Raw genomic sequence first — 26,818 nt, 5'->3', positions numbered from 1 at the left:
CGCTGTCAATTTTGGTAACTCTTCCATGGAAAAACTGTACGAAGGCAAGGCTAAAATCCTTTACCCCACAGAGGATCCAGATGTACTGCTAACTATTTTTAAGGACGATGCCACCGCCTTTAATGCCCAAAAAAAAGGCCAGATCCAGGGCAAAGGAGCCATCAACTGCGCCATTTCAGCATCCCTATTCCGTTGGCTAGAAACCCTGGGGATTCCCACCCATTACCTTGACTGTCCCCAAAATGATCAAATGTTGGTCAAAGCGGTAGACATTATTCCCTTGGAAGTGGTGGTGCGTAATATTGCCGCCGGTAGTCTTTGTAAGCAAACTGGTTTGAAAGAGGGCTTGGTATTGGCCAACCCTTTGGTGGAGTTCTATTTCAAAGATGATGCCCTAGGGGATCCCCTCCTGACCTGGGAACGGGCCTTGCTGTTGGGGGTCACTGATGAAGCAGGGTTACAGACCCTCAAGGACTTGGCCCTGAACATTAACCGGCATCTCCAACGGTTCTTTGCCCAGTGCGATATCACCCTGGTGGACTTCAAGTTAGAATTCGGCGGCGATCGCCAAGGGAGGATTATTTTAGCCGATGAAATTAGTCCGGATACCTGTCGTTTGTGGGATAACACCCAGACCGATCCCCAGGCCAGGGTATTGGATAAAGATCGTTTCCGGCGGGATTTGGGCGAAATTGAATCCGCTTACCAAACGGTGGAAAAACGGGTTTTAAGCCAAATTGAGCGCCTGCAGTCCCAAATGGGTGCCTCCTGATTGCCCTTACTTGGTTTGGAACCTTTCCAACGGGTCTGGGTCAACCTACCAGTTTAAAACCTTGCACAAACGGCTTGTCAGGAAACCGACGGGACTCGATAATGGGCAAGCAATCGCGGCGAATCCCTAGCCATCGCGGCGTTGTTTTTGGGTATTTTTTCGTACCCCCTGTGTCTGTATCAATATTAATGGCTTGAATTGGGTGTCAGGACGTGTCAAACCAGAACAAAAGCGTGACTCTTTCTCCTTACTATCGACTTCTTTTGTTAACCAGTGGTCTTGTTCTGGGGGCATCTCCAGCCCAGGCAACTCAGCCATTTTCCCCCCTCAATATGTTGGCCGATGGGAACAGCACGGAGCTATTAGTTTCCCCATCTCCAGAGCTTAATTTCCCCGGCCCCACTTCCGAATCGGAGGCCTTTGGATCGTCTTTCCCCCAGGAAATTGTTTCCTCCATTGACACAGCCAATACGGCGATCGAGGTTCTGCCCCTGGAAACTGCAGACATGGAGGTTGGGGCTGGCAATTTAGATGCCGAGGTTGATGATCTTGCCCTGATGGCGTCTATTGAGTCCGTCAAGTCAGTCAAAGATACGGCATCCCCTCTCGCTACGGCCCAAGGGGCACAGGACGATGTAACAACTACAGCGACAGCAATCGGTACCATTGATGCACCAGGGAGCGAGTCTCCATTAATAGCCCAAGCTCCTGTTGGGGACCAGGTGGAAGAAGTAGAAGAGGTAGAAATAGAGACTACTACTGAAGAAACAGTAGAGGAAACTCCCTCCTTTACCCCCGATGCTCCTCCCACCACCACCGAAGGTACTCCAGGGCCAACCCAGACTCTACCCAGTTTTACCCCTCCGGCCAGCCCGAGTACCACCACTCCAGCCCCGGCCGAGGAAGAACCAAGGGTATTGGTCAGTGAAGTATTGGTTACCGGCACCACCCCAGAACTGGAGTTGTTAGTTTATAACGCCATTCGCACCCAGCCGGGCCGCACCACTACCCGCAGTCAGTTGCAAGAGGACGTTAATGCCATCTATGCCACCGGTTACTTTAGTAATGTGCGGGTGGCTCCCAGTGATACGCCCTTAGGGGTGAGGGTGACTTTTGAAGTACAGGCCAACCCCGTTTTCACCGGCTTGGATATACGCACAGTGCCCGAAGTAGCCGAAGGGAAGGAAAGAATTCTGCCCCAGGAAGTGGTGGACGAAACCTTTGGGAACCAGTACGGTAAAATTCTCAACCTACGAGAATTGCAAGAGGGGATTAAAACCATCAATGAATGGTATTCCAGCCAGGGTTATGACCTCGCCCAGGTGGTGGGTTCTCCCCAAGTGGGAGCCGATGGCCAGGTCACTCTGGTCATTGCCGAGGGCATTGTGGAGAATATCCAGGTGCGCTTTTTTGACTCGGAAGACGAGCCAGTGGACGGCAGAACCAGGGATTTCATTATCACCAGAGAAATGCGCCTCAAGCCAGGGGACGTTTTTAATCGCAATCGGGCCCAAACGGACTTACAGCGGGTGTATAGCCTGGGACTGTTTGAAGATGTTAGGCTGTCATTTAACCCGGGTACCGATCCCACCGAGGTAGTTGTCAACGTTGATGTGGTGGAAGGCAATACGGGTTCCATCGCCGCCGGGGGAGGGATTAGTAGCACCAGTGGCCTGTTTGGTACTATCAGTTACCAAGAAAAAAACCTGGGGGGTAACAACCAAACCATTGGGGTAGAAGCCCAGGTGGGTCAAAGGGAGTTGTTGTTTGATGTTAGCTTTACCGACCCCTGGATTGGTGGTGATCCATTCCGTACTTCCTACACTGCTAACCTTTTCCGCCGCCGAACCATTTCCCTCGTGTTTGACGGGGCCGATTCTTCCATTCGTACTTTTAACGGCTTTGACAGTCCCAGGGTAGTGCGTACTGGCTTAGGAATGACTTTTTTTAGACCGATCGCCGATGATGTGTTTTCTCCCCCGGATTGGCGTTTGTCAGCGGGTTTTGGCTACCAGAATGTCCGCATTGAAAATGCCGCAGGTGCCCTGTCTCCCTTTTCTGCGCCTTTAAATGGCTTTGATTCCCAGCCGCTCTCCTTCAGTGACTACGGGGTAGATGAGCTGTTCACCCTCTCCTTTGGCGCTTCCCAAGATAACCGCAACAATGCCTTGCAACCCACTAGTGGTTCCCTGGTGCGCTTTGGGGCGGAGCAAACCATTCCCGTTGGCACCGGCAACATTATGATGACCCGGTTGCGGGGTAGCTATAGCTACTACATCCCTGTTAACTGGCTGGATTTGACAGGCTTTGGTTTTGTGGAGTCCACCCAACCCCAAACAGTGGCTTTCAACGTGCAAGCGGGGACTGTGTTAGGGGATTTGCCGCCCTATGAAGCCTTTATTTTGGGGGGGAGTAACTCCGTGCGAGGTTACCAGGAAGGGGAACTGGGCAATGGTCGCAGTTTCTTCCAAGCTACGGCGGAATATCGTTTTCCCATTATTGCGGCGGTGGGGGGAGCTCTGTTTGTGGACTACGGCTCTAACCTCGGTTCCCAAGGGGCTGTGCCAGGCTTTCCGGCGATCGTCCGGGGTTTACCCGGTTCCGGTGTGGGTTACGGCTTGGGAGTAAGGATCCAATCTCCGGTGGGCCCCATCCGCATTGACCTCGGCTTTACCGGAGAGGGAGAGTCCCGCATTAACTTCGGCATTGGTGAGAAGTTCTAGGGCAAAACCCAACCCACCATTGGACAGATCCACCGCTAACTTGAGACAATACTTCCAGCTAGAGCCTAGAAAGAGTGGGCCCATTGCTAATGCCCGCTTATTTTTTTCCATCGCATGCAAACTTCCCTATCTTCAACTGCGCCGTCTTCGGACAAAGCCCTGGACGATCTTTTGAAAGAGGTCGATCGCCGTCGTAATTTTGCGATCATTTCCCACCCCGATGCGGGGAAAACCACCCTAACGGAAAAATTATTGTTGTATGGGGGCGCCATTCAAGAAGCGGGAGCCGTAAAAGCCCGCCGTACTCAGCGCAGTGCCACGTCCGACTGGATGGCCATGGAGCAACAGCGGGGTATTTCCATCACTTCCACTGTGTTGCAGTTTGACTACCGGGGCAAAATTCTTAATTTACTCGATACCCCTGGGCACCAAGATTTTAGTGAAGATACCTACCGTACCCTAGCCGCAGCGGATAATGCGGTGATGTTAATTGATGCCGCTAAGGGCTTAGAAACCCAAACCCGCAAACTGTTTGAAGTGTGTCGCCTGCGCCATCTGCCCATTTTTACTTTTATCAATAAGCTTGATCGCCCTAGCCTGACCCCCTTGGAGTTGATGGACGAAATTGAGCAGGAATTGGGCATGACGACCTATGCCGTCAACTATCCCATTGGCACTGGCGATCGGTTTCGGGGCGTTTACAACCGTTTAACTCAAACTATTCATTTGTTTGAACGTACGGGCACCCACGGTAGCAAAAAAGCTGCGGACCAGACCATAGCCCTAGATGATCCGGCCCTGGAAGCTTTGCTAGGTAGTGATCTGTACGCCGAATTTCAAGATGAGTTGGAATTAATCGAAGAAGCAGGGGCCGAATTTGATTTAGCCGCCGTTCATGGCGGAGAAATGACCCCAGTATTTTTTGGCAGTGCCATGAATAATTTCGGGGTGGAACTATTTTTGCAAGCGTTTTTGCAGTATGCGGCTAAGCCCGAAGCCCACGATAGTAACCGGGGAAAAATTGACCCCACCTATCCTGAATTTTCCGGTTTTGTGTTTAAACTCCAGGCCAATATGGACCCCAAACACCGGGACCGCATTGCTTTCTTGCGGGTTTGTTCTGGCAAATTTGAAAAAGACATGGTGGTAAAACATCCCAGAACGGGAAAAACAGTGCGTTTGTCCAGACCCCAAAAACTTTTTGCCCAGGAACGGGAATCCGTGGACATTGCCTATGCGGGGGATGTGATTGGTTTAAATAATCCAGGGGCGTTCACCATTGGGGATACGGTCCACACTGGCGAAAAGTTAGTTTACCCTCCCATTCCTTTCTTTTCTCCGGAGCTATTTGCCTACCTTAAATCCACCGATCCTAGTCAGTATAAAAACTTTAAAAAGGGAGTAGCAGAGTTACAGGAAGAAGGGGCGGTGCAAATTCTACAATCCCTGGATGAAAGTAAACGGGATCCGATTTTAGCCGCAGTGGGGCAATTGCAGTTTGAAGTGGTGCAGTACCGGCTCCAGGAAGAGTATGGGGTGGAAACTAGGCTAGAGCCCCTCGGTTTTTCCCTGGCCCGCTGGGTGGTAGAAGGTTGGGATGCCCTGGAAAAAGCGGGACGGCTATTCAATACGGTAGTGGTCAAAGACCGCTGGGATGCACCAGTTTTACTGTTTAAAAATCAGTGGAATTTAGAACAGGTGGCAGGAGATTGTCCCGATTTAAAATTGAGTGCGATCGCCATTCCTCCTTCCTTATAAAAAATTCTCGCGAAAAATCCTGTAAAAGACTAAGTTTTAGACCGAAATAATGATCAATTGGACAATATTAAAGCGGGAGTGGTTTCGCAATACCAAGGAAGATTTGTTGGCCGGGGCTGTGGTAGGTTTGGCCCTCATACCCGAGGCGATCGCCTTTTCCATCATCGCTGGGGTTGACCCCAAGGTGGGACTCTATGCTTCCTTCACCATTGCTGTGTTGACGGCTTTTTTTGGTGGGCGATCGGGGTCTATTTCTGCCGCTACAGGGGCCATGGCCCTATTAATGGTGGATTTGGTCAAAGACCACGGTTTGCAGTACCTGCTGGCCGCTACCGTACTGACGGGAATTTTTCAGGTTTTGTTGGGGGTTTTTAAAGTTGCTAAGCAAATGCGCTACGTCCCCAGGGCGGTGGTGTTGGGTTACATCAATGCTTTAGCCGTGTTAATTTTTTTTGCCCAGCTACCCCAGCTAGACCCGACTAAAGTTAGTCAATATTGGCTAGTTTATTTAATCCTGGCTTGTTCCCTAGCAATTATTTATATTCTGCCCAGGTTTACCAAGGTTTTTCCTTCTCCTTTGGTGGCTTTATTTGTGATGACCAATGCCACCATTTTCTTGCAACTAGATGTACCCACTGTGGGAGATATGGGGGATTTACCTGGGAGTCTACCAATTTTTTTACTACCCCAAATTCCTTTTAATTGGCAAACCTTACAAACTATTTTGCCCTATTCCCTTACCCTGGCGATCGTTGGGTTGCTGGCTTCCTTTTTAACCGCATCTTTAGTGGATGAATTGACCGATACACCCAGCGACAAAAACCGCGAAGCCAAAGGCCAGGGCATTGCCAATATTGTCACTGGTTTTTTTGGTGGCATGGCTGGCTGTGGCATGATTGGCCAATCAGTCATCAATGTGCAATCCGGCGGTCGGGGCCGGTTATCAACCTTTGCGGCGGGAATTTTTCTCTTAATTGCTATTTTGGGGTTAAAGGACTGGGTGCAACAAATGCCCATGGCAACCTTAGTAGCTGTGATGATTATGGTTTCCATTGGCACTTTTCGTTGGTCTTCCCTGCGGGACTTCCGTAAAATTCCCCAGAGTGAAAACATTGTTATGTTCACCACCATGGGGCTAATTATTATCACCCGTAACTTTGCCCTGGGGGTGGCGGCGGGTATTATTATGAGTACGATATTTTTTACCCGCAAAATTGCCCAACTTGTTTTTGTGGATAGGGTTTTAACAGAGGATGAAAACCACCGTATTTATAATGTCTCTGGTCAAATCTTCTTCGTTTCCAAAGAAGAATTTCTTGAAGCTTTTGATTTTGATGAATTGGTGGATCGGGTTACCATCGATTTAACCCATGCCCATCTCTGGGACCAGGGGGCAGTGGGCACAGTGGAGCAAATTATGACCAAGTTCCGGCGCAATGGCATTGATGTGGAATTGGTGGGCTTAAACGAAGCGAGTGCGACCCTTTGGCAAAAGTTGATCAAGGAACCGGAACTAAAACTGATTAATTCTTCTGCTGAAAGTTAAGGTTTGATATCGGCACTGAACTAGAGCGAAATTGGGGGAACTGGCCATGCGTTTTTAGAACTTACACATCACTAATTATTTTTTGGGAATGCTACCATTGTGAAAAATATTTTGCTTTGCACTGATGGATCGGATTTCGCCCAGCAAAGTTATCCCTACGCCGCCTGGTTAGCCAGTAAATTAGACGGCAATATCAAGGTTTTATATGTTACTGATATCCGGGCTCAAAAGGCAGTGGAATCGGTCAATTTAAGTGGCAGTATTGGCTTAGGAACTTCTGAAGAATTATTAAAACAATTGGTGGATTTAGAACATACTAAAGCCAAACTTAATCATCAAAAGGCGAAACTGCTCCTGGCAACGGCTAAAAACACTCTCCAGCAAGCTGGCATAGAATCGGTGCAGGTTATGCACAAAACAGGTTTCTTATTGGATTGTCTAGAAGATTTGAAGGGCGATTTTGATGTAATTATCCTTGGGAAAAGAGGGGAAACAGCTAAATTTGCCCAGGGCCATTTGGGAGCTAATATGGAGAGAATTATTCGCAGTATTCCCAAGCCCTGTTTGGTCACCCCAAAGCAGTTTCAAACCATTACCAAAGTTCTTTTTGCCTATGACAGTAGTGCCAGTTGCCAAAAAATTCTGCAGTTTTTGGCCAGTTCCTCCCTGTTGGTTGATTTACCGCTACACATTGTCATGGTGGGGAAAACCAACCAAGACCCCCAGGCGATCGCCAATTTGGGTACAGCCGAAAAAGTTTTGGAAAAAGCTGGTTTTAAGATCGAGGTGGAATTGTTGGTGGGCCATGCGGAAGAAGCCATTGTCCGTTACCAGGAAAATAACGCCATTGATTTATTGTTAATGGGGGCCCATGGCCATAGCCGTATTCGCCATTTGGTCATCGGCAGTACCACCGCCCAAGTTCTACGAAAAACTTCCATTCCGGTTCTAACCTTTCGCTAGGGAATTCAATAAATGCTCGGCGATCGCCAATCCGGATAGGGCCGCCCCTTCCACTTTGCCACCATGGAAAGCATCTCCCCCAAAGTAAACTGGGCCAGGAAAATCCCCAAAGAGAAAAGGTTGATCCAGGGGGTTTTGGGGATGGCTATAGCGCCAGAGATGTAAGTGGGAAGCTAACACGGCTGACCCTAACCAGGGCTGGGCCGCTTTGGTCATCAACTGGATTACCTGGGGGGCATCGGTTTCTAAATGATAACGACTAAACTCCGGGCCTGCCTGCACCGTCACTCCATAGCCCTGGGGAGAAATGCCTTTTTTCGTGCTGCAAGCCATCCAAGCCAAGGGTTCCCCCGATAACCAGAGACCACCGGGATCAGGCACTAAACTAGGTTGCTCCAACAGTAAGGACAAGCTAAAGCAAGGGTCATAGGTCACTGCTGCTAAGGTTTGGTGGACATGGGCGGGTAATTTAATAGCCGAAGTCTCACATAGGTCTAAGGTTTGGGGTAACGGCGCTGTCACCACCAGGCGATCGCCTGGATAAACCTGCCCTGAATCACAGTGAACTTGCCAAACATTATCCTGCCAATGAAAAGCATTAACCCTTTCCCCATTAACCACCCTCAAATCCTGGGCGAGGTATTGGGCCAAACTACGATTACTTGGTTCCCCCCGATATAGCTTGACCCCCTGACTACGGACTGCGCCGGTTTCTGTGCCCATGCCTTCTGCCCAAACCTTGACCACCCCGGCATTGAGCCAATCCTCTACCCAAGCGAGAAAGAGAGGATCCTGAGCCTTGAAATACTGGGCGCCAAAATCAAAACACCCCACCGCTACTCTGTGGCGTAATCTCCGGGAGGCTAATCTACCCCCAATGCCCTTGCCCTTATCCAACACCGTTACCCCCAAGCCCTGGCGTTGAAGCACCACCGCCGCCATTAAACCGCAGAGACCACCACCCACAATAACCACAGATATTTGTTTCATTTCTGTTAACTTTTTGTTAATTTTGATTACCTAATTGTTTCATTTATTGAGCTAGTTAACCCTTTGGTAAGACCACAACAACTAGTCAACTATAATGTTAGATGGAAATTAAAATCTTTTCAGGATTTTTATCGAATTTACTGGTGACTCACCATGCAAAGTCCCATCAATGCCACAGCAAAAATTTCTCCTCACCTTATCTTCAAATTTGTTAACTTAATGGCGGTGTTTGGTCTGTTGGGGCAAGTTTTTGGGGTGCAGGGTCCTGCCTTAGGCCAAAATGCCCTCACTGTCTGTGGAGCGGAGACCGGACGGGTATATTTACGCGCCCGCCCCAGTAATGCCAGTCAAAATGCCAACCGCACCCTCCGCAATGGCACCCCTGTGCAGGGATACGAATACCGCAACGGCTTTGTGTTTGTGGAAACTGCCAATGGTTCTTCCGGGTGGGTCACAGAACGCTATCTATGTGGCGGTTCTCCCGTTGGTGGCTCTCCGGCTTATATTTGCGGCGCCGAAACCGGACGGGTATATTTGCGCGCTCGCCCCAGTAATGCCAGCCAAAATGCCAACCGAACTCTGAGCAATGGCACTGCGGTTAGCACTGAGGGTTATAGTAATGGGTTTTTCTTGGTGGAAACCATGAATGGCATGAGAGGCTGGGTGACGGAACGTTATGTGTGCCCGTAGACAAAGACAGAGATTGGCGGTTGATGCTGACCATTGGTTAACTAGCGGGGATCAACAAAACTTTCCAAAGGTATTCCCGTCTCGTTAGAATCAGAGATAATGCCTGAAATAGTCAGTGAATCATAACCATGTCCATAATGTTGCAAGACCCCCAAGTCATTCGTTTTTATCAAAAGTTAACCGATGCGATGGTGGATTTATGGAACCGTAGCCGTTCGATGGATGAAATCCGCCTCTATGTGGATGGGTTTATTGCCTGTCTGCGTTACAGCAACCAAATTGAACCCTACTTGATCCACCGTCTGGAAGAAGAGGTCTTTGCTTTTTTAAGAGATCCTTCCAACTTTAGTTATTCTGCTTTTGAAACGGAAAAAGACTATGACTACTTTTAGATAAATTCGGTTAATTCGTCGATCAATTACTTGTCTAGATAGTCCGCAGTTAAAAATAGTTGGAAAAATATACACAGGTAGGGTGAGCAAAAATTGATCAATCACCAAAAATGATTCAGCATTAGGGAAGGCAGACCCCAGGGGATTGTCGTTGTTGCTTCTTTTGAAGGTTTTTCCATGCTTGAACAGGACGTTGTCATCGTTGGTGGGGGTTTGGCCGGTTGTCGGGCCGCCCTGGAAGTTAAGCGTCTAGCTCCTGATACCAAAGTGGCGATCGTGGCGAAAACCCACCCCATTCGTTCCCATTCCGTAGCGGCCCAGGGGGGGATTGCGGCCAGCCTGAAAAACGTTGATGCGGAGGATTCCTGGGAGGCTCATGCCTTTGACACGGTCAAGGGATCGGATTATTTGGCGGATCAGGATGCGGTGGAAATTCTCACCAAGGAAGCACCGGAAGTAATCATTGAGCTGGAACATTTGGGCGTTCTTTTTTCCCGTTTACCGGACGGTAAAATTGCCCAGCGGGCCTTTGGGGGTCATTCCCACAATCGCACTTGCTACGCCGCCGATAAAACTGGCCATGCGATTTTGCATGAATTGGTTAATAATCTCCGCCGCAATCAGGTGGAAATTTATGATGAGTGGTATGTGATGAAACTCATCTATGAAGATGGCCAGGCTAAGGGCCTAGTAATGTATGAAATTGCCACCGGTCGCATCGAAATTGTCCGGGCCAAGGCGGTGATGGTGGCCACGGGGGGCTACGGTCGGGTTTATAACACCACTTCCAATGATTATGCTTCCACTGGGGATGGTTTGGCCATGGCGGCGATCGCCGGAATACCGTTGGAAGATATGGAATTTGTCCAGTTTCACCCCACAGGTTTATATCCGGTAGGGGTACTAATTTCCGAGGCAGTGCGGGGAGAAGGGGCCTATTTAATTAATAGTGAGGGGCGTAGGTTTATGGAAGATTATGCCCCCAGTCGCATGGAGTTGGCCCCCAGGGATATTACTTCCAGAGCGATTACCTTAGAAATTCGGGCGGGGCGGGGCGTGAATGCCGATGGCAGTGCGGGAGGGCCCTACGTGTATCTTGATCTGCGCCACATGGGGCGGGAAAAAATTATGAGCCGTATTCCTTTTTGTTGGGAAGAAGCTCATCGCTTAGTGGGCATTGATGCGGTGGAAGAACCAATGCCGGTGCGGCCAACGGTGCATTACTGCATGGGGGGCATTCCAGTAAATACCGATGGTCGGGTCAGGAAAAATGCCAACGAGTTAACAGAAGGATTTTTTGCGGCGGGGGAATGTGCCTGTGTTTCAGTCCATGGGGGCAATCGTTTGGGCAGTAACTCCCTGTTGGAATGTGTGGTTTATGGTCGTCGTACTGGTCGCAGCATTGCCGAATATGTCCAAGGGCGATCGCTCCCGACTATTGATGAAACCGTTTATAAAACCGAGGCTCGAAACCGCCTCGATCAACTTCTTAACCAGCAGGGTACGGTGCGTATCAGTGCCTTGCGCCAAGCTTTTCAGGATTGCATGACCAGCCATTGCGGGGTTTTTCGTTCCGAATCCGTTATGGCGGAAGGATTGGCCCAGGTACAAAATCTTAAAGCCCAATACGAGCAAATCTTTCTGGATGATAAACAACCGCAATGGAATACGGAAATCATTGAAGCTCTGGAACTGCAAAGTATTATGGCGGTGGGGGAATTAATTTTAACTTCTGCGATCCAACGGCTGGAGAGTCGGGGTTCCCATGCCAGGGAAGATTTTCCCAGTCGGGATGATGAACAATTTTTGCGCCACACTTTAGCCAGTTTTGAGGGAGAAAAAATCAAAGTTGACTATATGCCGGTGGTTATTAATCGCTTTGAGCCCAAGGAGCGTAAATATTAGTTACTAGCGGTCAAGATTGGGTACAGTGTCAGATCACGCTTAGAACGTGTTTGAAAAGCCCCTCGGACTCTCCAAATTTGGGGGGAAACAGAGGCAAAGTTCCCCAGTATTGCCGGAGCTTTAGTGAGGAGATTTAGGGGGCAAAATAAGACTTTACAAACAGGCTCTTAGTTTTAGTGGGACATGGTCTTGGCCAAGCCTCTGGGTTAAAATGTGCCTGTCAAGTCGTCCTGAAGGGCGAAGTTTAAAAACCGTTTTTTCAATGAGTGATCCCATGATCTGGAGTGACGAAGCCACCAATCGTTTAAAGGAAATTCCTTTTTTCGTTCGTCCTGCTGCCCGCAAGAAAATAGAAAATTTTGCCAGGGAAGCGGGAATCACAGAGATAACGGAAGCTGTTTATGAACAGGCTAAACAAAAATTCAATTAGCCGTGCCCCGGTGGTGGGTTAATCTGAATGGTGGCAATTGAGGTTCAAACCATGGCAGAAGATACCATTTTTGGCAAAATTATTCGTCGCGAAATTCCAGCGGCGATCATCTATGAAGATGATCTTTGTCTAGCTTTTAAGGACGTTAACCCCCAGGCCCCAGTCCATGTGCTCCTAATTCCCAAAAAGCCCCTGCCCCAATTGTCGGCGGCCACTCCGGAAGACCATGCCCTACTGGGCCATCTTTTGCTCAAGACTAAGGAAGTGGCGGCGGATTTAGGCATTGGCGATCAGTTTCGTTTAGTTATCAATAACGGGGCCGAAGTGGGACAAACTGTGTTCCATCTCCACCTCCATATCCTCGGCGATCGCCCTTTTAGCTGGCCTCCGGGTTGAAGGGTTATGATGGGAAAATAAACTCACTTAACAATTCTTAACAAGATGCAGTCCTTTTCGCCCCAGATCACCGCACCAACAGGTAATTATTGGCAATGGCAAGGGCACAAAGTTCACTATGTCCAGGCAGGACAACCCCAGGCAGATCGGCCCTCCCTACTGCTGGTGCACGGTTTTGGCGCCTCCACTGACCACTGGCGTAAAAACATTGAAGAACTCCAGGAGCAGTTCCAGGTGTGGGCTATTGATCTGTTGGGCTTCGGGCGATCGGATAAACCAGCCCAGGAATATAGCGGTCAACTGTGGGAACAACAATTGTTGGATTTCATTGACCAGGTGATTGGCGAAAAAACAGTGGTGGCGGGCAATTCCCTGGGGGGCTACGCTTCCCTCTGTGCCGCGGCCAACGGTGGTGACAAGATTGCCGGGGTGGTATTGCTCAATAGCGCCGGGCCCTTTGGGGATCAGCTCAGTGAGCGCAGCATTAATCTCGTACAAAAAGCAATTCAAAGTTTGATGCTCCAGCCCCTGCCTAGTTATTTGCTGTTCCAATATTTGCGCCGCAAACCTACCATTCGGAAAACCCTGAAAAAAGTTTACGTAGATCAAACAGCGATAACCGATCGCCTGGTGGAGGAAATTTATCGTCCTTCCTGCGATGCGGGGGCGGCCCAGGTGTTTGCCTCGGTGTTTAAATCTCCCCAGGGGGAAATGGTAGATAAACTGCTGGCTAAATTGCAAGCGCCCCTGTTGGTCATTTGGGGAGAGGGGGATCCCTGGATGCGGGTCAAGGAAAGAAGCGTCAAATTTCGGCAACATTATCCCCAATTAACGGAACATTTTTTACCAGCAGGGCACTGTCCCCACGATGAAGATCCGTCCACCGTCAATCGGCTGATGCGGGATTGGTTAGCTACCATTGGTTAGTTCCCTATCCCTTGGGGTTAATCCCCATCGTTTGCCATGACCCCTTTGACTTTCCCTAACCTAGGTCAAGCTAAGGCCCAATCTATTGTGCGGACTTTGGTAACCATTGGCTTTGGTGTCGGATTGGCAATGGGGACGGTGGGGTGTAGTCCTAGTTACTCTCGATCGCCGGTGGTGGAATCTTTGCCCCTGACGGCGCAAGTAACCATTGGTGCAGAGACAATTCTTTTAGAAGTGGCTACAACCCAGGCCCAACAAGCCCAAGGCCTGATGTTCCGTACCGAACTAGCCGGCGATCGGGGAATGTTATTCACTTTTCCAGAGCCAAGAATTGCCCGTTTTTGGATGAAAAATACTCTGATTCCCTTAGATATGATCTTTCTGCGAGATGGGCAGATTAAACAAATTATTCCCAATGTGCCCCCCTGCAAAGCCGATCCTTGCCCAAGTTACGGCCCCCTCAGCCAGGAGATTAATCAGGTATTGGAATTGGGGGCTGGGCGAGCGGAAGAACTGGGTTTGAAGATTAACCAAATGTTAGAGTTTCAACCCCTATCAGTGAACGTTCCTCCCCAGTAGGCTCGATGGTCTAATGTGTTGTTGATATAATTTTCCTTAATCCGGCTCTTTTTGTTTTTTTTGAACCCTCAGGTTGCTTTTTGTCTGGCGATCGCCTCCAGCACCTGACAGGCATGGCCCTGACACACGCCACAGTCAGCCCCTACCCCCATGGACTCAGACAACTCTTCCAAGGAAGTAATACCCTGCTGGGCGGCGGCTTCAATTTGCTTATCGCTGATACCCCGGCAAACGCAGATATACATAAGGGCTTTTCCGTAAATTTTGATGGGAAATTTAATAAAGACTATTGCAAATTATTTTCATTATGCCTCAAGGAGCAAGAAAAAACAATCTTTTTGGCGTTTGTCCTGCCACAGGCTCAAAGTTTGGGAAAATAGGCTATCCGGGGTGACTGCCCTACTTTACACGACATCAGTAAATCAGTTGCCAAGTATTGCAAATACTAATTATCAAGAAATTTTTAATTCAGTTTTGGATAGTTCAGCTTCAAAACTTACTCAGAAGATGATTAATAAAAAAAGGAATAACCCTAAATTGATTTTGGTATAGTTCCACTAACGTTACCGGAGCTTCTGGTGGAATCATGCCGGACTGATACTGCAAAACAATTAGCATATTCCAAAAAGCAAAAATAGCTGTGACAAAAACCGCCCATTTCTGCCAGCGTTGACGGGGAAATTTTTGCCAAAAACGGGCTATCCCAAACACAAATAAAAAAGTGCAATTACTAAACATTCTCCCCCCTACACTAGCCCCCTGCCACCAAGACCACCAGGCGGCAATAAAATAAACTTGAGCTAAGAAAGTTACCAAGAAAATAGTGTTTAAACGGGGCAATAGTCGCCAACTCAGCACGAAGCCAACCACCGCCAGTAAAGTTATGGGATGCCAAATAAATAGGCCCCGGTGACCGGAGAATAATACTTGCCAAAGGGATGGTTGCAACCAATTAAAACTGCTTCCATGGCCTGTGGCTTGTCCTTCCTCTAGATAGGGAATGCGGTCAATGCCACCATACTGCCAAATATAAATTAATAGCTGGGGAATTTGCATTAACACAGCCACTGTCAGCATTACTAGCAGTGGTTGCCAAAATTCTCTCTTAGTAATATTGATAAAAATAGTTTGACTCGCTTTGCTCCAATTAATAGCTGCTAAATTCTGTTCTTTTTTGTTCGATAATTCCGCTTCAAAACCAATCGTTGCCACCAATATCGGTGCGAAAAAAAACAGCACATCCTGGGGCCTGACCCAAGCGGCAAAGGCGATCATCATCCCAAGGACAATTTGCCAACGGCCATTGTTTAACCAAGGTTTAGTGAATATGCCGTATAAAAATAAGGCGATCAGAAAAGCAGAAACCGCGTGGGACATGGATACTTCCAGGAATAGGTAGTAGCTCAATGGTGAAGCAAACCAAATTCCTGCCACTGCCAATAAACAATTGAGGTGGGAAAAATAACGCCGAGCAAACAAATAACTCAAGGCTAAACCAGTGATACCTAAACTAATGCTTCCTAAACAGTAAAATAACTCATAGGGCCAGGACATGCCATTGATGGAAATAGTGCTATTAAACTGATGTAAAATCAGAGCAACAAGATGGCCTAAGGCAAAGAATGGTAACAGAACCATGCCTAGACCTACCGTGTATTTGCTGTATTCTGGAATGGGGCCAAATACCCGGGGACTGCTGTTAAATCGTCCTGCCGTTTCAGCGTAATATCTGTATTCGTTATCTACCCTGAGGTTGCCATCAAATAATAAAGACCTCAAGGGGGTGTAATAGCCTAATCCATCACCGTACACCCCAAAACCAGTGACGAAGAACTTGAGCAAAAAAATCCCTAAAGTGACAGCTATTGCGATTAAAAAGCAGTATTTAAGATTTTTTTCGTCGTTAATGAAGTAAAAAATTTTACCTACCATTATCTGTCCCTTCCCTTACACCAATGGGCTGTAAATTAAGCTTTCTTTTTTGGTTTACGCCAGACCCAAAGAAAGTTGGTGGCCATGCTCCAAAAAACGGTAATCATGGTGGCTACGATCGCCGCTATTTTATGATCCCAGCCCAGCTTATTGCCCAAGATCACAATAATGAAACTCCAGAGAAAAAAGCCACTAAAGTTAGCCACATGGTATTCCCAACAGCGTTGCCAAGAAAGACTGGGATTACGAAAGACCCAGAGGTCGATCGCCCCGTAGCGAATAATGGTAATAACTTCAGCAGAGAGGACAGAAGCCCAGGTAAGGGTCATGCCGAGGGACACCTTAAACCAATCCAGCAGGACAACGTTAAAGACCATGGCGATAATGCCGATGATCCACCAGCGCACCATTGCATTCCGCCACAGGCGTTGTAGATAAATGGGCAAAGTTTCCCTGGTAATCATGGCAAAGTCGGTAAAGGGCAGATAATCCGGCTATTATACTGGTCAATGTTCTAGGAAAATTGGCATCTAATCTCCAACAGGGGCTAAATTTTTTTCTGGAGAGTAATGTAAGGCGCCGGGGCTTGGCCCTGAGTTGCTCCAACGGCAAACTAATTAAAATTTTTATGTCTTCCCCTCTGGCTTTTCCAAGTAATGGCCACTATTGGCTTGAAAATGCCCATATTCTTCCTAATTTGGTTAAAATCAAGGTAAATTTTCCCGAAAATTTTCAGTTCCCCAGTCCCTGGGAAGATTTAGGACTTTATAATCTGGAAATTGCCGACGGCAAAATCAAAAATATCATTGCTGTTGGGCAAGGGGAAGAGCTCGACTTAGTTACCGACGATGATGTCCCCAGGGTGAATTTAGGTAGAAGAATGATCTTGCCTTGTTTTGTGGATATGCATACTCACCTGGATAAGGGCCATATCTGGGGGCGATCGCCCAATGGGAATGGAACCTTTGCCGGGGCCATTGCCAGCACCCAACGGGATGCGGCCAACCATCGGCAGCCGGAGGATGTTTACCGCAGAATGGAATTTGGTCTCCGGTGTAGTTACGCCCACGGCACAGTGGCTGTGCGGACTCACTTGGAATCCGCAGGGCAGAGGGGACAAATGGTTTGGGAGGTTTTTCGTCAACTGCGCCAGACCTGGGTCGATCGCCTGACGTTGCAGGGGGTGGCCATGGTCACCACAGACTATTACCTCACTCCAGAGGCAGAAAAGTTGGCCGATCAGATGACAGAGTGGGGAGGAATTTTAGGGGGAGTGGCCTATGCCGGCCCCCAGGTGGAGGCCCAGTTAACCCGTCTGTTTAGCCTCGCCCAGACCAGGAATTTAGCCATTGACCTCCACGTCGATGAAAATGGCGATCGCCGCTCCCGAGTGTTACATCAAGTAGCCGCCATCGCCTTAAAAGTTGGTTTTACCGGTCAAATTGTCTGTGGGCACTGTTGCAGTTTGGATGTGCAATCCCCCCAGCAAGTCCAGCAAACTCTGGATTTAGTCAAGCAGGCCAATATTGCCATCATTAGTTTGCCCCTGTGCAACCTGTATCTCCAGGGCCGCGATCAGCCCCAGGAACCGGCCTGGCGGGGCATTACCAAAGTTCATGCCATTCAAGCTCAGGGTATTCCCCTCGTATTTGCCAGTGATAACTGTCGGGATCCGTTTTTTCCCTTTGGCGACCATGATGGCCTGGAAGTATTGAACCAATCCGTACGCATTGGCCAACTGGATCCCCCCTACGGTCGCTGGTGTGCCACCGTCAATCACACCCCGGCCCAATTAATGGGACTTGTCGGTCATGGTTGCCTCGCTGTAGATGGCCCAGCAGATTTTGTCATCTTTCCAGCCCGTCACTTCAGTGAGCTTTTCTCCCGTTCCCAAGGCGATCGCCTAGTAATACGCAGGGGAAAACCCACCCATCATCGCCCACCGGAATACCAAGAATTGGATAACTTGATGGGGTTTGGGGTAGTGGGGTCATAAAAACCCGATGACAATCCCATGAATTAATTAACTTAACTCAGCTTAAAAACGTGGGGAAAGGCGCTTTTAACCATCAATCGGTCTTGCTTGGATAGGGAACCAACGCAGTCGAGGATGTACTTATGCTCCAGGGTAAACAGTTTCATTCTCACCACAGAAGGAGTGAATAAGCCCGCTGAACGGGTATCTTCGATGGGAGTATCGAGGGGCCAAGGAGCATTTTTAGCCGAGGTGATCATAGCCATAACACTGTGACCAATGCGGTTATTAAAAGCAGGGGCGTCAGACAAAATTAAAGCGGGGCGACGAATATCAGATTGCCTATCCGTGAAGGGAACTGGGACAATGACGACGTCAAATTGTTCGTAAATTGTGTTCATAGGTGTCGATATGCAGAATTATCAGCTTCAGAATTCCATTCGGTCATAGTGTCGGCAGTGGCGGCCATATAGTCAGCCCCAGATTCCCCCACTTTGCCGGGGGCAGGGCCTTGGGCCCTCTCAGCTTGGGGAAGAACCATTCCCTGGGGAGCGACCAACACAATAACTTCTACGGAAGTACCAGCTGGACACGGCAAATCCTGGAGCAGGAGCGTGCCATCTTCTGTCAATGTCGTAGCTAGTTTGTAAGCATTGATAGACATTATGTAGCAGTGTGAAATGTGGACCCTTGGCAACCAAAAGATTATTAAATTTTCAACATTATCTTAGGCAATGATGAACCAGTGCAAAATAGATACTGAGGAGAAAATAATCTTTGGTTGGATAGAAGACATAGTAGCAGAAAAGTAAACAATTCGTGGGGATAGTCACCTTTATAATTGTTTTTAACTCCGACAACCATAATCAGTTAGACCATGTATTGTCAATGTTTACAAAACCTTTATTAGACAGGCTCTTCAACCCTAGATAACGAACAAAGTATGTACTAGTAAAAATCATTACTTGAAGATGATAATTGGGCCGATAAGTTCACTTGTAAATTAGTTTTGTTCCACGTTTTGAACCAGCATGGGGCGCCAACCAAAGTAAACGATAATACTCCTTTCCCATTCTTTCCTAAAGAAAATCCCCCCGGCTGGATGCAGTTATCCTTTATTAATCTCAATTCTAAAAGCCAGGGAGAAGATTTTATACCTTGGTGGTCATAGACAAAATTGTCTGAGGGCAGCGGCGGTGGCTTCCGGTTGTTCCAAGTGAGGCACATGGCCACAGGTATCAAGCCAGAGTAGTTGGCTCTGGGGCAACAGGCGACGGAACTGCTCCGGGGCTTTAGTGCCTAAAATTTTGTCTTGTTTACCCCAAATAATCAGACTCGGTGAGGCAATTTGCCCCAACTGCTGGGAAAAGGAGCCATAGCCGCCGCTTTTGGTGAAGGCAATCAGTCCGTCACTCCAACCGGCACAGGCTAAATGGGCTTCTGCACAGCGGCGAGCATCCTCACTGGCCAAATTCCGGTCGTAATAGGCGGCCTGGCCAATGCTTTGTCGCACGTTAGGATTAGCTAAAAATTTAGTCAACCAACGATCAACCGGTGCAAACATCAACCGACTGGCAAAGGGTTGTTTGGCCAGACCAGCACTATCTATCAGCACTAGTTTTTTGACTCGTTCGGGAAAGCTGAGGCAAAAATCTAGGGCCACTGCTCCCCCCATGGACACCCCCACTAAGGTAATTGGTTCTTGAATAACTGTTTGCCAAAAATGATCTAGGTGAATTTTGATGTTAGCTGGAGTAGGCGGTAATGTTTTAGATCTAGTTGTGAAGCCAAATCCCAACAAATCGACGGCGATCACCCGAAAATCTTTTTTTATTAGGGGCAGTAGGCGGCGAAATTCCAACACCGAACTGTCAAAGCCATGGAGGAAAAGCATCGTTTCCCCCTGACCCTGGTCGACATAGTTAGTGTCCACGGCAATGGGGCTGGGGCGATCGGAGCAATGGACGGGCAAGGAAACTTGTTGCATTTGTCGCCAACATTCCAAGGACGTTGCTTCGGTAAATGCCGGTACGGGGACAGTTAAGGAAAAAATCATAGTCAAATGGTGCTGGCCAAAAGTGGCGATCGGTGGTTGGGGAGGAACAAGCCTGTCCCAAAACCCCTGGAGAAGCCGTGGTAGGATCAGGCGAAAACAGATCTCCCCAGGGAAATTGGGGCGGAGCTCACTATGGATTCAGGCAAAATTGTGGCCATTGTCACCGGTGCCATCTCGATTATTTTAGCTGTAGCCTATCTAGTTTTAGTACAAATTCTCGACTTTCGTGGGGAAATGGTGCCAGCGCCAATGGAAACCATGGGTCTGTTTCCCTTCATTACGGCGATCGCCAACGGCCCATTGCTACCTTAAGATTGAGCATGGCCCATTAGGATCAGCCAATTATTGCTTGTCGCTCACCGCTAACCACGAACAGGGTCAGCTATAATCATAACTGTACAAATCTTTACATTAAGCATGGCCATGGCTGTTTCGGCAAAGGTTGAAATTTATACATGGAGCACCTGCCCCTTTTGCATGAGAGCCCTGGCGTTATTGAAACGTAAAGGGATAGAGTTTCAAGAATATTGCATTGACGGCGATAACGAAGCCAGAGAGTCCATGGCAGAAAGGGCCAACGGCAGAAGGAGCTTGCCCCAAATTTTTATTGACGACCAACACATTGGCGGCTGTGATGATATCTACGCCCTGGAAAGTGCCGGCAAATTAGACCCCCTGCTTCAATAGTTGGGCGAGCTAATCGGTATTTGTACTATTTGTCTTTAATCATTACGGCTTTTGCCCCCATCCCAAGGATATTGACCCTGTGAAACTGGCTTTTATTGTCGATCCCCTAGAAAAACTCGATCCTGGCCATGATTCCACTGTGGCCATGATGGAAGCAGCCCAAAAACTGGGCCATGAAGTTTTGGTAACCTCAGTGGGGGACTTATCGGTTATCAATGGCCAAGCCTGGGCTAAGTTGGCGGCGGTTCGTCTTCAGCCGGTGAGTTTGGTGGATGGCCACTGGCAAGTTTCCCAACCTTGGTACGAAGTGTCTGAGTCCCAGTGGATGTCTCTGACTACATGCCAAGCGGTGTTCATGCGCAAGGACCCGCCGGTGACAGTTCAGTACCTTTACGCCACTTTCATTTTGGAGTTACTGGCCCCCACAGAAACCATGGTAATCAATTCTCCCCAGGGGCTGCGGGAAGCTAACGAAAAAATGTACACCCTGCAATTTGCGTCGATGATGCCCTCCACAGTAGTTAGTTTGGATAAGGGTCTGATCCGTCAATTTTTGGAAGAGCAGGGAGCGGCAGTGTTAAAACCCTTGGGTGGTAAGGCTGGGGAGGGAATTTTATTCCTAGATCCTGGCGATCGTAACTTTAACTCCCTGGTTGAAATTAGTACTCAACAAGGTAGGGAACCAGTAATGGTGCAACGTTTTTTACCTGCTGCCAAAGACGGTGACAAACGGATTATCCTGCTGGATGGTGATCCGATTGGGGCTGTCAATCGCATTCCCAGCGGGGCGGAATTCCGGGGAAATATGGCAGTCGGTGGTCGAGTGGCCCCCACAATCATTACCTCCAGGGAAGCAGAAATTTGCGCTTTACTAAAACCTAAATTGCAGGCCGATGGTCTATATTTTGTCGGCATTGATGTTATCGGAGGCTACCTAACGGAAGTCAATGTTACGAGTCCGACGGGGATCCGGGAGATTGACCGCCTCGAAGGAGTGCGCCTGGGGGAAAAGGTAATTTACTGGTTAGAAAAGCAATTTTAACCTGGGATCAAGATAGCTCAATCTTAGTAAGTTTGATTAAAAAAAAGATTATTAATTGGGCAACCGGTCATTTTAGCCTTGTTTTTTCTTGATCCCCGCCTTTTTTTATTCCATCCCATTCCACTATTTAAAGATTTTGTTACGCGCTAAGGTTAGGTACTATGCCAAAAGTATCGATTTGTAAAACGAATATTAAGACAACCTGAAGAGAATTTGCTCCCGTTGGACAGGTAAACGCAGACAGGGTAACAGTTTAATGGGAATCTGCCCCCTTGGTTGCATAGGGCAAAATATAAACATCTAGAAAGTTCGAGCTGATATTTTTCAAACACTTTAATAACTGCCTAATTTCCCCACGCCTCACCAATGAAAACCGCTAACTTTGTTACTTCTTCCTGTCGCTATTGCCGTTACTACCAAGCTGAAGGTAGGCGGGGAGGCATTTGTAATCAACTGAATGTGCCAGTGCAAGCACAATGGAAAGCTTGTTCTTTGGCGGCAAGGCCCTTTGCTGGTTCTTGGGAAAACCTTGAAGATGTGGTTCATTTGGAGCATGCCTATGCCCTCACCACCAAGGATGATGTGGTGGAAGAACCTTCAGAAACTATGATCACCGCCGAAGCGGCCTAGGTAAGGCGTTTTTGGGCATGGCAGGATTGGTTAGAATTAACTAGATAGCTTGGGACTGATGGCGCGAAAAGTTCATTATTAGAGTTATGGCAACCAGGGATATTGGCTAAAATCGGGGGAGCGTTTTTCCAAAAAGGCTTGTTTGCCTTCACTACCTTCGGCGGTCATGTAATAGAGCAAGGTGGCGTTACCGGCTAATTCCTGTAACCCGGCTTGGCCGTCACAGTCTGCATTAAAAGCGGCTTTGAGGCAACGGATTGCCAAAGGGCTTTTACTCAAAATTTCCTTGGCCCATTGAACACCTTCTTTCTCCAGGCGGTCGACGGGAACAACGGTGTTGACCATGCCCATGCGTTCGGCTTCCTGGGCAGAGTATTGCCGGCAGAGATACCAAATTTCCCTAGCTTTTTTTTGCCCAACAATGCGAGCTAAGTAACTGGAGCCAAAGCCTCCGTCAAAACTACCGACTTTCGGCCCAGTTTGGCCAAAAACAGCGTTATCGGCGGCAATAGTTAGGTCACACACCAGATGTAAAACGTGGCCACCGCCAATGGCATAGCCAGCGACTAGGGCGATGACAACCTTGGGCATGGAGCGAATTAACCGTTGCAAATCAAGCACGTTAAGGCGGGGAGTGCCTTGATCGTCGATATAGCCCCCTTCCCCCCGGACAGATTGGTCACCACCGGAACAAAATGCATACTTGCCATCACTGTGGGGCCCGGCTCCGGTTAGTAGCACTACGCCAATGCGGCTATCTTCCCGGGCGTTACAAAACGCATCATAGAGTTCAAAAACGGTTTGGGGACGAAAGGCGTTGCGTTTATGGGGACGGTTGATGACAATTTTGGCGATGCCACCTGCTTTGTAATAGAGAATATCCTCGTAATTTTTTGCAACGTGCCAATCCATGGGTTCCCTCCTGAGCAATCCCTACCTATCTTACGGTTGCAGGGTGAAGGTTTCACTCTCTTTTTGGACGATCGCCGTTGGATGGTAATAGTGAATCTGAAGCGACAATCAATCACCCCATGACCATTGCCCCCAATCCTAAAGTCAGACTAATCACGTTTTTCTTTCAAGGCTAAGCCATTCTGGTGTTGCTTTCTAGCCGCTGCTTTCCTTTGTTTTTCCACAGCCCGACAGGCTCGACAGAGTACGGCCTTGGAATTGATATTGCCCTTGGCCACTTCGTACCACCATTGCTGGGCTGCGGCTCTCCAGATCTCTTCCTTGCCGCACTGACGACATTGCACCAATTGGTCCACATAGAATCTGGGCATCGGGCCATAGGTGTTGTTATGGCTCAATGCCTGGGGATTGGCCATGATGGCTTCCGCTGGTGGAATAACGTTGGGATCACAGGGATTTATGGGGCCTCTTTGCTTAACTCGGCGGAGTCTGGCGGCTTCCAATTTTTGCTTTTTTGCCTTACGCCTAGTCATAGCTGAAACTTGGTTGTCAAACAATCTTAACTGTTCAATTCTAAGAAATTGGCCCAAAACTTTGATGATCGCCTTAGTATGCAAGTTAGGAACCCAGTGTTTATTCCAATTTTTTTTCCATGACCATTGCCGCCCCAGCCACTGCTGTTGCTCCCCTTACTTCTGCCCCAGCCCCGAAAAAGATTGGGGTGCCCAGGGAGTGCTTTGACCAGGAATGTCGGGTGGCCATGACCCCTGACACCGCGAAAAAGCTACAAAAGTTGGGCTTTGACCTCCTGCTAGAAACGGGGGCCGGCAGTCGGGCTGATTTTGCTGATGCACTCTACGAAGCCCTCGGTTGTCAAATCGTTGGCGATCGCCAAACGTTATTTAACCAAGCGGATATTATTCTCAAGGTGCGTCCCCCTGCTCCGGAGGAAGTGGAAGAGTTGCCGGAAGGGAAAACTTTAATTAGTTTCATTTGGCCCGCCCAGAGTCCAGAACTGCTGGAGAAATTGGCCGCCAAAAATATCACCGTGCTAGCCATGGATGCGGTGCCCCGTATTAGCCGGGCCCAGAAGCTAGATGCCCTTAGTTCCATGGCCAACATTGCCGGTTATCGGGCTGTAATTGAAGCGGCTAATCGGTTTGGACGCTTTTTCACCGGGCAAATTACCGCGGCAGGGAAAGTTCCCCCGGCCAAAGTTCTAGTCATTGGGGCCGGGGTGGCCGGTCTAGCGGCGATCGGGGCGGCCAAAAGTTTAGGGGCGATCGTGCGGGCCTTTGATACCCGCCCAGTGGTCAAAGAACAGGTGGAAAGTTTAGGCGGCGAGTTTCTCCTGCTGGATTTCAAAGAGGATGGCACAGGGCAAGGTGGTTACGCCAAGACCATGAGTGAAGAATTCATTGCGGCGGAAATGGCGTTATTTGCGGCCCAGGCCCAGGAGGTGGACATTATTATCACCACAGCGTTAATTCCTGGTCGTCCTGCTCCCAAGTTAATTACCGAAGCAATGGTGAAATCCATGCGGGCCGGTTCCGTCGTGGTAGATCTAGCGGCGGAACAGGGGGGAAATTGTGAAGTCACTAAACCTGGAGAAGTTTACGATTACGAAGGGGTAACCATCATTGGCTACACCGATTTACCCAGTCGCATGGCCAGTCAATCCAGCCAACTGTATGGCACTAATCTTTGGCATTTGCTCAAGGACATGGGGGGCTCGGAAGACTTTAAGGTGGATGTGGAAGACGAGGTAATCCGGGGAGCTTTAGTATCCCATGAAGGCAAAGTTACCTGGCCGCCGCCAAAAATTAATCCCCCCAGTCCTCCCCAACCGACTAAACCCGCCGTGACCGTAGTGGACAGTGAAGCCAAATCCGGCAAAAAATCCGGCTCTGGTAATTTCCTTTGGTTAGCCCTAGCGGCGATCGCCTTGGTGGGCATTGGGCTGGGGGCACCAACTTCTTTCCTTTCCCATTTCACAGTTTTTGTGTTGGCCTGTGTGGTGGGCTGGCAATTAATTTGGAATGTGGCCCCGGCCCTCCATACTCCTTTGATGAGCGTGACCAATGCCATTAGTGGCATCATCATCATCGGCGGCATGCTCCAAATTTCCGGCCCATTGAATAGTCCCACCACCATCCTGGGGGCGATCGCCATTTTGGTGGGAACAATCAATATTGCTGGGGGATTTTTAGTTACCCAACGGATGCTAAAAATGTTCCGGAAGTAATTTTATTTTTTAATCAGAATTAAATTATGGCCACAAAATCAAAAGAATTTCAAAGGTTATTTCACGAAGAAACCCGTGGCGAGAAATTACCAAGAAGGGAGCCTACTCCTCAATCTATTAGAAAAGAGGAATTAGCGGCCTACGATCAATTTAAAAAAAGGCTTGCAAATGACGAGGACAATAAAGGAATTACCTTTGTTGAAAAACCAAAGGGCATGAAAAAAATGTCTGTGGTTTTAGAGCAATTTGCTTCCCCCTTTCTTGATGATGAAGATTCCTATGAAGAAAGGGAATTTTCCTTTGAGTTGGCAGTATTAGCCTGGAATTGTGCTGTATTTTCTGAAAGCGGACGAGAAAAACTTATGGAAAGTTTTTTTGAAGGCCTGGTCAATCCCCTCGAGCCAGAAAGTATAGAAGTGACGCAGAATTTAAGAGATTTTGTTGAGGAGTTAACTGAGCGCAAATTGGATGTATTCCCTAAGGACAACAGAATTATCAAAGATTTCCAATTAACTCAACATGAGGCCGGTTTTCATATTTCTGTTTCCTACGTTATAGCCCGATAATTCCTATGCAAATTTCCCCAGCATTTAAACATAAAATTTCCATTGATCCAGGCAAAGTTACTACTGATCCAGGCAAAGTTACTACATTTTGTCAGCAATGGCAAATAACTGAGCTTGCCCTATTTGGTTCAGTTCTTCGAGATGATTTTGATCTAGATAACAGTGACATTGACGTTTTGGTCTCTTTTGCGTCTAACATCCTCTGGACAATTCTAGATCTAGTGGATATGGAAGATCAACTTGAAGAAACCTTTAACCGGAAAGTTGACTTAGTAGAGCGAATCAGCATCGAAAAAAGTCAAAATCCCTTTAGAAAAAAGGCAATTTTAGAATCCTGCCAGGTTATTTATGCAAACCCGCGAGTTGAGTTACCCGAAAGATATGCTTAATGCGGCAAAATTGGTTCAAAGTTTTACAATGGGCATTAGTTTAGAATCTTTTCAAGATAATTTAATGTGCCAATCAGCTGTCACTCGCCAACTTGAAATTATTGGTGAAGCGCCCCGTAGAATATCAGTTAAGTCTAAAGAAGCAATTACAGATATTCCTTGGCGACAAGTCATTGGTATGAGACATCGTATTGGTCATGAATATGATCGTCTCAATATTGATCGTATCTGGCAAACCGTTCAGTTTTCCTTGCCTCCTTTGATAATCGCTCTGGAAAGCATTATTGAATCAGGAAATGATTGACCATTTTTT

Annotated in this window: 30 protein-coding genes; 21 read left to right on the top strand and 9 right to left on the bottom strand. The window is 48.2% G+C overall.

All coding sequences use genetic code 11. The features are described from left to right. Window positions 1–25: 25 nt before the first annotated feature. The 5 genes from purC (at window position 26) to IQE94_RS06445 (ending at window position 7,762) form a co-directional block, all read left to right on the top strand. Window positions 26–772, top strand: a complete 747-nt coding sequence (gene purC, locus IQE94_RS06465) for a phosphoribosylaminoimidazolesuccinocarboxamide synthase (RefSeq protein ID WP_212716928.1) — start codon at window positions 26–28, stop codon at window positions 770–772. A 212-nt stretch (window positions 773–984) separates the two neighbouring features. Next, window positions 985–3,495 carry a BamA/TamA family outer membrane protein gene (locus tag IQE94_RS06460; protein WP_212716926.1) on the top strand — a complete coding sequence of 837 codons (2,511 nt, stop codon included), beginning with the start codon at window positions 985–987 and terminating at the stop codon, window positions 3,493–3,495. A gap of 114 nt (window positions 3,496–3,609) precedes the next feature. After that, entirely contained in the window at window positions 3,610–5,253 is a 1,644-nt protein-coding gene (prfC, locus tag IQE94_RS06455) for a peptide chain release factor 3 (RefSeq protein ID WP_223342942.1), read from the top strand. A gap of 49 nt (window positions 5,254–5,302) precedes the next feature. Beyond that, the gene (locus IQE94_RS06450; protein WP_223342941.1) at window positions 5,303–6,799 is read left to right on the top strand and encodes a SulP family inorganic anion transporter; all 1,497 of its coding nucleotides are present in this window, start codon (window positions 5,303–5,305) and stop codon (window positions 6,797–6,799) included. 99 nt (window positions 6,800–6,898) lie between these two features. Then, entirely contained in the window at window positions 6,899–7,762 is an 864-nt protein-coding gene (locus IQE94_RS06445) for a universal stress protein (RefSeq protein WP_212716920.1), read from the top strand. Here IQE94_RS06445 and IQE94_RS06440 read toward each other — a convergent pair. Beyond that, window positions 7,748–8,752: an NAD(P)/FAD-dependent oxidoreductase gene (locus tag IQE94_RS06440; protein ID WP_212716919.1), complete on the bottom strand. Its 1,005-nt coding sequence runs from the start codon at window positions 8,750–8,752 to the stop codon at window positions 7,748–7,750. The genes IQE94_RS06445 and IQE94_RS06440 overlap by 15 nt on opposite strands. 153 nt (window positions 8,753–8,905) lie before the next feature. Here IQE94_RS06440 and IQE94_RS06435 point away from each other — a divergent pair, with 153 nt between their 5' ends. The 7 genes from IQE94_RS06435 to IQE94_RS06405 all read left to right on the top strand — a co-directional run bounded on the left by IQE94_RS06435 (window position 8,906) and on the right by IQE94_RS06405 (window position 14,071). Further along, window positions 8,906–9,442 carry an SH3 domain-containing protein gene (locus tag IQE94_RS06435; RefSeq protein ID WP_212716917.1) on the top strand — a complete coding sequence of 179 codons (537 nt, stop codon included), beginning with the start codon at window positions 8,906–8,908 and terminating at the stop codon, window positions 9,440–9,442. 128 nt (window positions 9,443–9,570) lie between these two features. Further along, the gene (locus IQE94_RS06430) at window positions 9,571–9,834 is read left to right on the top strand and encodes a DUF6761 family protein (protein ID WP_212716915.1); all 264 of its coding nucleotides are present in this window, start codon (window positions 9,571–9,573) and stop codon (window positions 9,832–9,834) included. Window positions 9,835–10,011: 177 nt separating this feature from the next. Then, window positions 10,012–11,739: a succinate dehydrogenase/fumarate reductase flavoprotein subunit gene (locus tag IQE94_RS06425; RefSeq protein ID WP_212716913.1), complete on the top strand. Its 1,728-nt coding sequence runs from the start codon at window positions 10,012–10,014 to the stop codon at window positions 11,737–11,739. 262 nt (window positions 11,740–12,001) lie between these two features. Beyond that, a complete protein-coding gene (locus tag IQE94_RS06420) occupies window positions 12,002–12,169 on the top strand; it encodes a PCP reductase family protein (protein ID WP_212716911.1) in 168 nt (55 codons plus the stop codon). Window positions 12,170–12,220: 51 nt separating this feature from the next. After that, window positions 12,221–12,565 (top strand): histidine triad nucleotide-binding protein, encoded by a 345-nt coding sequence (locus IQE94_RS06415; protein ID WP_212716910.1) that lies wholly within the window; start codon window positions 12,221–12,223, stop codon window positions 12,563–12,565. 45 nt (window positions 12,566–12,610) lie between these two features. Then, window positions 12,611–13,492 (top strand): alpha/beta fold hydrolase, encoded by an 882-nt coding sequence (locus IQE94_RS06410; RefSeq protein WP_223342940.1) that lies wholly within the window; start codon window positions 12,611–12,613, stop codon window positions 13,490–13,492. 36 nt (window positions 13,493–13,528) lie between these two features. After that, the gene (locus tag IQE94_RS06405) at window positions 13,529–14,071 is read left to right on the top strand and encodes a DUF192 domain-containing protein (protein ID WP_223342939.1); all 543 of its coding nucleotides are present in this window, start codon (window positions 13,529–13,531) and stop codon (window positions 14,069–14,071) included. Between the two features lie 68 nt (window positions 14,072–14,139). On the opposite strand, the gene IQE94_RS06400 is transcribed toward IQE94_RS06405, so the two are convergent. From IQE94_RS06400 to IQE94_RS06390, 3 genes are all read right to left on the bottom strand, one after another. After that, window positions 14,140–14,316 (bottom strand): (2Fe-2S)-binding protein, encoded by a 177-nt coding sequence (locus tag IQE94_RS06400; protein WP_223342938.1) that lies wholly within the window; start codon window positions 14,314–14,316, stop codon window positions 14,140–14,142. Window positions 14,317–14,560: 244 nt separating this feature from the next. Further along, window positions 14,561–16,003, bottom strand: coding sequence for a hypothetical protein (locus tag IQE94_RS06395; protein WP_223342937.1), 1,443 nt, complete (start codon window positions 16,001–16,003; stop codon window positions 14,561–14,563). Window positions 16,004–16,038: 35 nt separating this feature from the next. Continuing rightward, window positions 16,039–16,467, bottom strand: coding sequence for a GtrA family protein (locus IQE94_RS06390; protein WP_212716902.1), 429 nt, complete (start codon window positions 16,465–16,467; stop codon window positions 16,039–16,041). A gap of 164 nt (window positions 16,468–16,631) precedes the next feature. Between IQE94_RS06390 and IQE94_RS06385 the strand changes: the two genes are divergently transcribed. Beyond that, the gene (locus IQE94_RS06385) at window positions 16,632–17,999 is read left to right on the top strand and encodes a cytosine deaminase (RefSeq protein WP_212716901.1); all 1,368 of its coding nucleotides are present in this window, start codon (window positions 16,632–16,634) and stop codon (window positions 17,997–17,999) included. A gap of 32 nt (window positions 18,000–18,031) precedes the next feature. Here IQE94_RS06385 and IQE94_RS06380 read toward each other — a convergent pair whose 3' ends face one another. The 3 genes from IQE94_RS06380 to IQE94_RS06370 all read right to left on the bottom strand — a co-directional run bounded on the left by IQE94_RS06380 (window position 18,032) and on the right by IQE94_RS06370 (window position 20,034). Then, entirely contained in the window at window positions 18,032–18,379 is a 348-nt protein-coding gene (locus IQE94_RS06380; protein ID WP_194014527.1) for a type II toxin-antitoxin system PemK/MazF family toxin, read from the bottom strand. Then, window positions 18,376–18,642, bottom strand: a complete 267-nt coding sequence (locus IQE94_RS06375; protein ID WP_190599430.1) for a hypothetical protein — start codon at window positions 18,640–18,642, stop codon at window positions 18,376–18,378. The genes IQE94_RS06380 and IQE94_RS06375 overlap by 4 nt, the downstream gene beginning before the upstream one ends. A gap of 501 nt (window positions 18,643–19,143) precedes the next feature. Then, window positions 19,144–20,034 carry an alpha/beta fold hydrolase gene (locus tag IQE94_RS06370; RefSeq protein WP_212716899.1) on the bottom strand — a complete coding sequence of 297 codons (891 nt, stop codon included), beginning with the start codon at window positions 20,032–20,034 and terminating at the stop codon, window positions 19,144–19,146. A 132-nt stretch (window positions 20,035–20,166) separates the two neighbouring features. Here IQE94_RS06370 and IQE94_RS06365 point away from each other — a divergent pair, with 132 nt between their 5' ends. The 4 genes from IQE94_RS06365 to IQE94_RS06350 all read left to right on the top strand — a co-directional run bounded on the left by IQE94_RS06365 (window position 20,167) and on the right by IQE94_RS06350 (window position 22,393). Continuing rightward, window positions 20,167–20,346 (top strand): hypothetical protein, encoded by a 180-nt coding sequence (locus IQE94_RS06365; protein WP_212716897.1) that lies wholly within the window; start codon window positions 20,167–20,169, stop codon window positions 20,344–20,346. 111 nt (window positions 20,347–20,457) lie between these two features. Then, the gene (grxC, locus tag IQE94_RS06360) at window positions 20,458–20,721 is read left to right on the top strand and encodes a glutaredoxin 3 (protein ID WP_212716894.1); all 264 of its coding nucleotides are present in this window, start codon (window positions 20,458–20,460) and stop codon (window positions 20,719–20,721) included. A 79-nt stretch (window positions 20,722–20,800) separates the two neighbouring features. Further along, the gene (gshB, locus tag IQE94_RS06355; protein WP_212716892.1) at window positions 20,801–21,763 is read left to right on the top strand and encodes a glutathione synthase; all 963 of its coding nucleotides are present in this window, start codon (window positions 20,801–20,803) and stop codon (window positions 21,761–21,763) included. Between the two features lie 366 nt (window positions 21,764–22,129). Beyond that, window positions 22,130–22,393: a hypothetical protein gene (locus IQE94_RS06350; protein ID WP_194014515.1), complete on the top strand. Its 264-nt coding sequence runs from the start codon at window positions 22,130–22,132 to the stop codon at window positions 22,391–22,393. An 84-nt stretch (window positions 22,394–22,477) separates the two neighbouring features. Here IQE94_RS06350 and menB read toward each other — a convergent pair whose 3' ends face one another. Beyond that, the gene (gene menB / locus IQE94_RS06345; RefSeq protein ID WP_212716890.1) at window positions 22,478–23,305 is read right to left on the bottom strand and encodes a 1,4-dihydroxy-2-naphthoyl-CoA synthase; all 828 of its coding nucleotides are present in this window, start codon (window positions 23,303–23,305) and stop codon (window positions 22,478–22,480) included. 149 nt (window positions 23,306–23,454) lie between these two features. After that, window positions 23,455–23,838, bottom strand: coding sequence for a zinc-ribbon domain containing protein (locus IQE94_RS06340; protein ID WP_212716888.1), 384 nt, complete (start codon window positions 23,836–23,838; stop codon window positions 23,455–23,457). 119 nt (window positions 23,839–23,957) lie between these two features. Between IQE94_RS06340 and pntA the strand changes: the two genes are divergently transcribed. From pntA to IQE94_RS06320, 4 genes are read left to right on the top strand one after another with little or no spacing between them, the layout of a single operon-like run. Continuing rightward, the gene (gene pntA / locus IQE94_RS06335) at window positions 23,958–25,550 is read left to right on the top strand and encodes a Re/Si-specific NAD(P)(+) transhydrogenase subunit alpha (RefSeq protein ID WP_212716887.1); all 1,593 of its coding nucleotides are present in this window, start codon (window positions 23,958–23,960) and stop codon (window positions 25,548–25,550) included. Window positions 25,551–25,576: 26 nt separating this feature from the next. Continuing rightward, the gene (locus IQE94_RS06330) at window positions 25,577–26,116 is read left to right on the top strand and encodes a hypothetical protein (RefSeq protein WP_223342936.1); all 540 of its coding nucleotides are present in this window, start codon (window positions 25,577–25,579) and stop codon (window positions 26,114–26,116) included. Window positions 26,117–26,121: 5 nt separating this feature from the next. Beyond that, window positions 26,122–26,505, top strand: a complete 384-nt coding sequence (locus tag IQE94_RS06325) for a nucleotidyltransferase family protein (RefSeq protein ID WP_223342935.1) — start codon at window positions 26,122–26,124, stop codon at window positions 26,503–26,505. Next, the gene (locus IQE94_RS06320; protein WP_212716884.1) at window positions 26,465–26,809 is read left to right on the top strand and encodes a DUF86 domain-containing protein; all 345 of its coding nucleotides are present in this window, start codon (window positions 26,465–26,467) and stop codon (window positions 26,807–26,809) included. Before IQE94_RS06325 ends, IQE94_RS06320 begins: the two co-directional genes overlap by 41 nt. Window positions 26,810–26,818: the final 9 nt, after the last annotated feature.

This window comes from Synechocystis sp. PCC 7339 (assembly GCF_019924095.1).
Lineage (GTDB): Bacteria > Cyanobacteriota > Cyanobacteriia > Cyanobacteriales > Microcystaceae > Synechocystis.
This window is presented reverse-complemented; position numbering and strand designations above follow the sequence as displayed.